7 protein-coding genes are annotated in these 5,903 nt (G+C 50.2%); 3 read left to right on the top strand and 4 right to left on the bottom strand.

Annotation, left to right across the window (positions count from 1 at the left end; translation table 11 throughout):
- Positions 1-309: 309 nt before the first annotated feature.
- Together KB557_RS08395 and KB557_RS08400 are read right to left on the bottom strand one after the other, a co-directional pair.
- A complete protein-coding gene (locus KB557_RS08395) occupies positions 310-1,833 on the bottom strand; it encodes a YifB family Mg chelatase-like AAA ATPase (RefSeq protein WP_255133194.1) in 1,524 nt (507 codons plus the stop codon).
- Positions 1,834-1,901: 68 nt separating this feature from the next.
- The gene (locus tag KB557_RS08400; RefSeq protein ID WP_255133196.1) at positions 1,902-2,150 is read right to left on the bottom strand and encodes a hypothetical protein; all 249 of its coding nucleotides are present in this window, start codon (positions 2,148-2,150) and stop codon (positions 1,902-1,904) included.
- Between the two features lie 88 nt (positions 2,151-2,238).
- On the opposite strand from KB557_RS08400, the gene KB557_RS08405 reads away from it, so the two are divergent.
- Genes KB557_RS08405 through KB557_RS08415 form a run of 3 tightly spaced genes read left to right on the top strand, consistent with a single transcriptional unit; the run spans position 2,239 to position 4,791 of the window.
- Positions 2,239-2,586 (top strand): histidine triad nucleotide-binding protein, encoded by a 348-nt coding sequence (locus KB557_RS08405; protein WP_255133198.1) that lies wholly within the window; start codon positions 2,239-2,241, stop codon positions 2,584-2,586.
- Between the two features lie 55 nt (positions 2,587-2,641).
- Positions 2,642-4,594, top strand: coding sequence for an ABC transporter ATP-binding protein/permease (locus KB557_RS08410; RefSeq protein ID WP_255133200.1), 1,953 nt, complete (start codon positions 2,642-2,644; stop codon positions 4,592-4,594).
- A 20-nt stretch (positions 4,595-4,614) separates the two neighbouring features.
- Entirely contained in the window at positions 4,615-4,791 is a 177-nt protein-coding gene (locus KB557_RS08415) for a chlorophyll a/b-binding protein (protein WP_315856214.1), read from the top strand.
- A gap of 25 nt (positions 4,792-4,816) precedes the next feature.
- On the opposite strand, the gene KB557_RS08420 is transcribed toward KB557_RS08415, so the two are convergent.
- Together KB557_RS08420 and KB557_RS08425 are read right to left on the bottom strand one after the other, a co-directional pair.
- On the bottom strand, positions 4,817-5,293 hold the full coding sequence (locus KB557_RS08420; RefSeq protein WP_255133204.1) for a hypothetical protein: 477 nt from the start codon (positions 5,291-5,293) through the stop codon (positions 4,817-4,819).
- Positions 5,290-5,766: a hypothetical protein gene (locus KB557_RS08425; protein ID WP_255133206.1), complete on the bottom strand. Its 477-nt coding sequence runs from the start codon at positions 5,764-5,766 to the stop codon at positions 5,290-5,292. The genes KB557_RS08420 and KB557_RS08425 overlap by 4 nt, the downstream gene beginning before the upstream one ends.
- Positions 5,767-5,903: the final 137 nt, after the last annotated feature.

Consider the following 5,903-nt stretch of genomic DNA (forward strand, 5'->3'; position numbering starts at 1 on the left):
GTGGAAAAATACAAACGGAAAGCTCAGCAACGTCGCAGACGCCGCTAGTTAGATGCATTCCGTAATTCGCTTTTCATTAAAATCGAGTTTAAAAATATCGGGATTTGTTTGCTCAATTGCCTTTTGCTTTGCTACCCCTTGCAATGCAAATACAATTCTAAATCAATCAATTATTTACGATCAAGACCCTTGGGATCCCCAAAGTCAACTTGGTAGCAGTAGTTGCCATAGTAACCCCGATGGTTCGCTCACTTGCGATACCAGGCCAAAAGGGCAAGCATGGGTTGAAACATATGGAACGGGTTACAACTAAGCCTGCTTACGATCCAAGGGGCGATAACTGAGTGCTTCCGCCAGATGCACAGCTTCTATTTTTTCTGAATTTTCCAAATCGGCAATGGTGCGAGCTACGCGTAGCACCTTGCCAGCACTACGCGCCGACAGATATAAACGCTCCAAAGTAACGACCCAGAGATTTTTGGCTGGCCCTTGCAGCCTCAATCGGCCTTTCATAGTTTCTAAGGGTGCTTCAGCGTTATTGAAACCCTTGGGATTTTGCGCAATCATCCGCTCTTTTGCCAGCAGCACTCGCCTAGCCACCTCCATGCTGCTCTGCTGCAAAGGATGATTACCTTCATCGCTTAGTTCCGCGGGGCTCAATGGCCGTAGCAGCACCTGTAAATCGAGGCGATCCAGGAGTGGCCCAGACAATCTCGACCAGTACTGACGTCGCAAGCGCTCACCGCAACGACAGGGGCGCACCTGATCGCCCCACCATCCACAAGGGCAGGGATTGGTAGCTGCCACCAGCAACAATTGGCATGGAAAAAATTGCGAAAAGCGCGCCCGAGCCAGATGAACCATCCCTGTTTCCAGTGGTTGGCGCAGGTGATCCAGCACATCACGGCGAAATTCCGCTAACTCATCGAGAAACAAAACCCCACGGTGGGCCAATGAAAGTTCGCCAGGGCGCGGGTAAGCCCCTCCACCCACAAGGGCGACCCCACTGCAACCGTGATGGGGGGCACGGAAAGGGGGCTGCTGAAGCAAACCGCCTCCTGCCGTTAAGAGCCCCGCAACCGAATGAATCTGCGTGAGCTCCAGCGCCTGCTCTGGGCTGAGGGGGGGCAATAAACCTGGCAAACATCTGGCTAAAAGGGTTTTACCGCATCCCGGCGGCCCGATAAACAGCAAGTGATGGCCGCCACAGGCGGCAATTTCCAAAGCGCGACGACCATGCAGCTGGCCTCGCACCGTTGCCAAATCCGGAGCAAATTCCTTTGCTAGCGGCGGCATCGGGGCCGTTGCTACTCCCCAGGCAACACTGCCTGCTAATGCGTTATGAACATGTTTTAGCCCTTTTGCAGGCCACACTTCAAGCCCCTGCACCAAGGCTGCCTCCTGGCCATTCTCACTTGGCACAATTAGAGCCCGAGCCCCTGCTTTTTTGGCCGCCTGAGCCATCGCCAAAACACCCCGCACTGGCCGCAAACTGCCATCAAGGCCCAACTCGCCAGTAGCCCAAACCCCCTGCAGCGCATCCGGCGCTTGCTGCCCAGTTGCCATCAAAAGAGCAAGGGCCATGGGGAGATCAAAGCCAGGCCCCTCCTTGCGTAGATCAGCAGGCGCAAGGCTCACCACAACGCGGGTTTGAGGAACACGAAAACCACTGTTTCGCAAAGCCGATCGCACCCTTTCGCGCGCTTCTCTACCGCTGGTATCCCCCAAACCCACCAGCTGCAAACCAGGCAAACCAGGAGCTAAATCCACCTCCACCTGGATGGGCTTCGCCTCTATGCCAAAAAGGCAGGCACCAGAACAAAAGGCCAGCAAATCGGCAACGCCACTAGTTGTTTAATTCCCCCTATGAATGATTTGTATCAAAAAAACAATTTGAGCAATCAGGATTGACGTTGGTTAAGGCGGTAACGAATGCGTTCAAGGCGGCGAATCGATGCTTCGGTGTAATCAAGCAATTCTGCGCGGCTCTGCCTATCTCTTGGGCCGTCTGTGCCATCAATCATGTCGGCGAGGCGATTAACCGCGTACAAAAGATCCATACCCGCATCACGCCACTCGGGTTCAAGACGTTTACGGATCGGGCCCTTGCGACGCTGGGCCAGCTCATCTTGGAACTGGAGGTGAAGCATCGCAAAGAACTAGTAACCGGCAACATATATAAGCGCCTCTCTGCTGCTTGGTAAAGGTGTAAGGATCTAGGCATTCATCCTGGTTCTCGTGACAGAAAACAATCAAACGGTTTTTGGCAAGATCTTGCGGGATGAAATCAAGACAGATCGTATCTATGAAGACGAGCACTGCATCGCCTTTAAAGACCTGCAACCGCAGGCGCCAGTTCACATTTTAGTGATTCCAAGGCTCCATATCGCCAGCTTGAGCGAAGCAGATGAAAACCAAGCTTTACTGCTCGGGCACCTATTGCTGGTAGCTGCGAAACTGGCAAAAATGCAGGGGCTGATCGCTTGGCGCACCGTTATCAACACAGGCGCTGAAGCTGGTCAAACCGTGTTCCACTTACACATTCACGTAATTGGTGGTCGGCCATTGCTGTGGCCCCCCGGTTAAATCGGCAGAATAGAGATAAGAGAAACCGATCCCTTTGAGCAACCCCATTCAGAGTTTGCGCATTCAGCTGGTAAAGCTGCAGCGCCTAGCTCAACCTTATTTTTTACCGATTGAAGATTCAAACCCCTGGCAATTTCTGCTGCTGGTGGCGGCTCTGCTTGGGATAGTGGTGGGCTTAACACTGCTGCTGCTCACAGGCCTAGTGGCTGCGAGTGGCGCTTTAATCCCCCAATTGCAAAGCCGCTTCTTGCCAGGGGTACCCGAGCGGGTGGCAGGGATCTGGGCTAGCCCGGCGGGGGCACTAGTGATGCTGGCGCTGGCCTCAAGCATTGCTTGTTTTGTGGCCTTTAGAAACAAACTGCGACAGGGACGCTGGTTGCCGTGGTTACTGCTGGGGGTAATTGCGCTATTACTCCTTGTATTAAATGGTATAAATGTTGGCATTAGTTTTATCGCTCGCAATATCGATAATGCACAGGTTGCCTATGATGAGCAGGGTTTTTGGCGCATAATTTCTATCTACGGCTTTTGTCTAATCTTAGCTCTACCGATTCGTACATTGCAGAATTATATAATTCCAAAGCTGGGATTATTGTGGAGGGAGTGGCTAAGCAAAAGGCTATTAGATCGCTACATGAGCGATCGAGCTTATTATCAACTTAATCCAAATGATGAAAGCAACGCAGAAGTAGACAATCCAGACCAACGCATCTCTGAAGATGCAAGAAACTTCACCGGTACAAGCCTGGATTTTGTTGTGGGGGTACTAGAAGCATTACTAACATTCTTTAGCTTTATAATTGTATTGTGGAGCATCAGCAAAAGCCTAACCTTAGCACTTATAATTTACGCGATTGGTGGCACAACTTTAATAATATTTATTGGCCGCAAACTGGTAAAATTAAATTATCAACAACTAAAGCTTGAAGCGGATTTCCGCTACGGGCTTGTTCATATAAGAGATAATGCTGAATCAATTGCTTTTTATAAAGGCGAAGTTCAAGAAAGCCAAGAGGCACAAAGACGCCTTGGAGGAGCAATTCAAAATTTTGATCGCTTGATTATCTGGCAGGCTTTAATAAATATGATTCGACGCTCTTATGATTACTTATCTAGATTCTTACCGTGGATCGTTATTGCGCCAATTTACTTTGCAAAAAAAGTTGACTTTGGCGTATTTAGCCAAGCTTCAATTGCATTTGGCATGGTTTTTGGTTCTGTAAGTTTTATTGTTAATAATATTGATCAACTTGCCGCTTTCTCGGCTAGTATCAATCGATTAGAAGGTTTCCAATCCACAATTGAATCTTTACCGGTTCCTGCTCTTGAAGCAAAAGAGCGAAGCAATCACAGCGGTTCAATTTTACTGCGCGATGCCTCTGTTGTACCACCTGGCACAAATCAAACATTAGTTAAAAACATCAATCTTGAGGTGGGCCCGAGCCAGAGAGTGTTGGTGGTTGGCCCCAGCGGTTGCGGCAAAACATCACTACTTCGCCTAGTTAGTGGTTTATGGCCCAGCGGCAGTGGTGAAGTTGAACGCCCTCCCCTCGGCGAGCTGATGTTTATTCCTCAAAAGCCTTATATGTTATTAGGCAGCTTGAGAGAACAGCTCTGTTACCCCCTTGATCAGGCGCGCTTTAGTGATTCTCAACTGCGAAATGTGCTTGAGGAAGTGAACTTAGCTGGAATGATTAGTCGCTATCCAGATTTGGGGATCCAACAGGATTGGCCCAGGTTGCTATCGCTTGGCGAACAGCAGCGGCTTGCTTTCGCGCGGCTGTTGCTTAATTCACCTCAATTTGCAGTGCTTGATGAAGCTACAAGCGCCCTTGATGTAGCAACTGAGAGGAGGCTTTATGGCTTGCTAGCCCAAAGAGATATGGCCTTTATCAGCGTGGGGCATCGCCCTACCCTCACAGCTTTCCACAACACGGTGCTCCAGCTTGATGGCAGCGGCGGTTGGAGTTTGCTGCCTGCCGCTAATTATGTTTTTGATCCAACCTGATGCCAACCCAACCAATCCCCATGGATCAATCCGCACCCCCTTCAACCAGTGCCACCACCAATGATGTGCCTGATTTTGGCTGGAGCCCCTATGCCGAAAGAATGAATGGCCGCTTTGCCATGCTCGGTTTTTCAGCAATACTATTGATTGAAACTTTTTCTGGTGAAACTTTTTTGCATTGGGCTGGATTAAGTTAATTCAAATTTAATTAGATAAATCGGTTCAAGGTAAATCAAGCAGCTCCACCTGCCAGCGCCCCCCTCGGCTCACCTGCACTGCTAGCACTCGGCCATCGCCACTGATGGCAACCTTCGCTGGCACCCCAGCTGGCACCAGCCCAATGGGCCGCAATAAAGCGAGATTGCGTTCATAAATCAACAATTCAGTGCGCCCTGCCAAACTGCGCACCAAGGCAAAGCGTTTACCAGCACTATCCACACTCACGCTTATAGGTTGGGCATCGGGGCGATTAAGCCCCGGCAACGGAGAGCCGAATCCTGTTGAAAAATCCAGCCATCTCACCTGAGCTGATCCGGGGGCGATCCAGGCCATTCCAGTAGCAGCCAAGCTGGGAGAGCTATCGTCTCCAGGTTGGGAAATACGGGGATTCAGGCCAAGCTCCGGTTGTAAACCTTGCCCCTCGCAGCCCCCAAGTAGCAAAAAACTAAATAAGCAATAAAAAAATGCTTTCTTGCTCATCGCAAGGGTGCTCCAGGGGCTAAATCCGGTTCGTGGGAAGGCAGATTAAACAACTCCACATCTTGCTGGCCGCGATGCAAAAGCTGAACCCCTAGGCGCTTGCCATCTGGCGAAATAGTTAGGGCTTGAGGAGAGCGCCCACCTGGCAATGGCAAGGGGCGCAAACGAGCTAAGGCCCGATCAAATACAACTATTTCAGAACGCTCAGCTCTTTGCAAAATGAAAGCTAAATAACGGCCGTTCCAACTCAAAGATGGCGAACGGTGGGGCATTCCCCAATTCAAACCTTTTAGGGGTAATTCATTGCCAGTGCTGCGCTCAATTAAACGCACTGCGCGTCTGCCTGAGCGCTCCGCCACTGTTACCAAGAGGCGCCCATTACCACTTAGAGCAGGATCCTGCTGATCGCCAATACCGGGAGCTTCGAAACGTTGGCCGCAGGCGTTTAATAAACAAAATGAAGTTAATAACAAAAACTGCTTACACCTAAGCTGCCAAATCATTTAAAACAGGCCTTAGTTAACTATCGAAACGAGAATTATTGCTTGGATTGTTATTATTTAGGTTGTTTGCGTTGGTAGGGCGGGGACGAGGTGGCAGCGGGCTGAAA

The sequence above is a fragment of the Synechococcus sp. Cruz CV12-2-Slac-r genome, from assembly GCF_024346075.1.
Classification (GTDB): domain Bacteria; phylum Cyanobacteriota; class Cyanobacteriia; order PCC-6307; family Cyanobiaceae; genus Synechococcus_D.

What these genes read in the sequence shown, in the direction of transcription:
- KB557_RS08400 (WP_255133196.1), bottom strand. Translation starts at nt 2,150, where the DNA reads ATGCTTCACCTCCAGTTCCAAGATGAGCTGGCCCAGCGTCGCAAGGGC.
- KB557_RS08415 (WP_315856214.1), top strand. Translation starts at nt 4,615, where the DNA reads ATGGATCAATCCGCACCCCCTTCAACCAGTGCCACCACCAATGATGTG.
- KB557_RS08420 (WP_255133204.1), bottom strand. Translation starts at nt 5,293, where the DNA reads ATGAGCAAGAAAGCATTTTTTTATTGCTTATTTAGTTTTTTGCTACTT.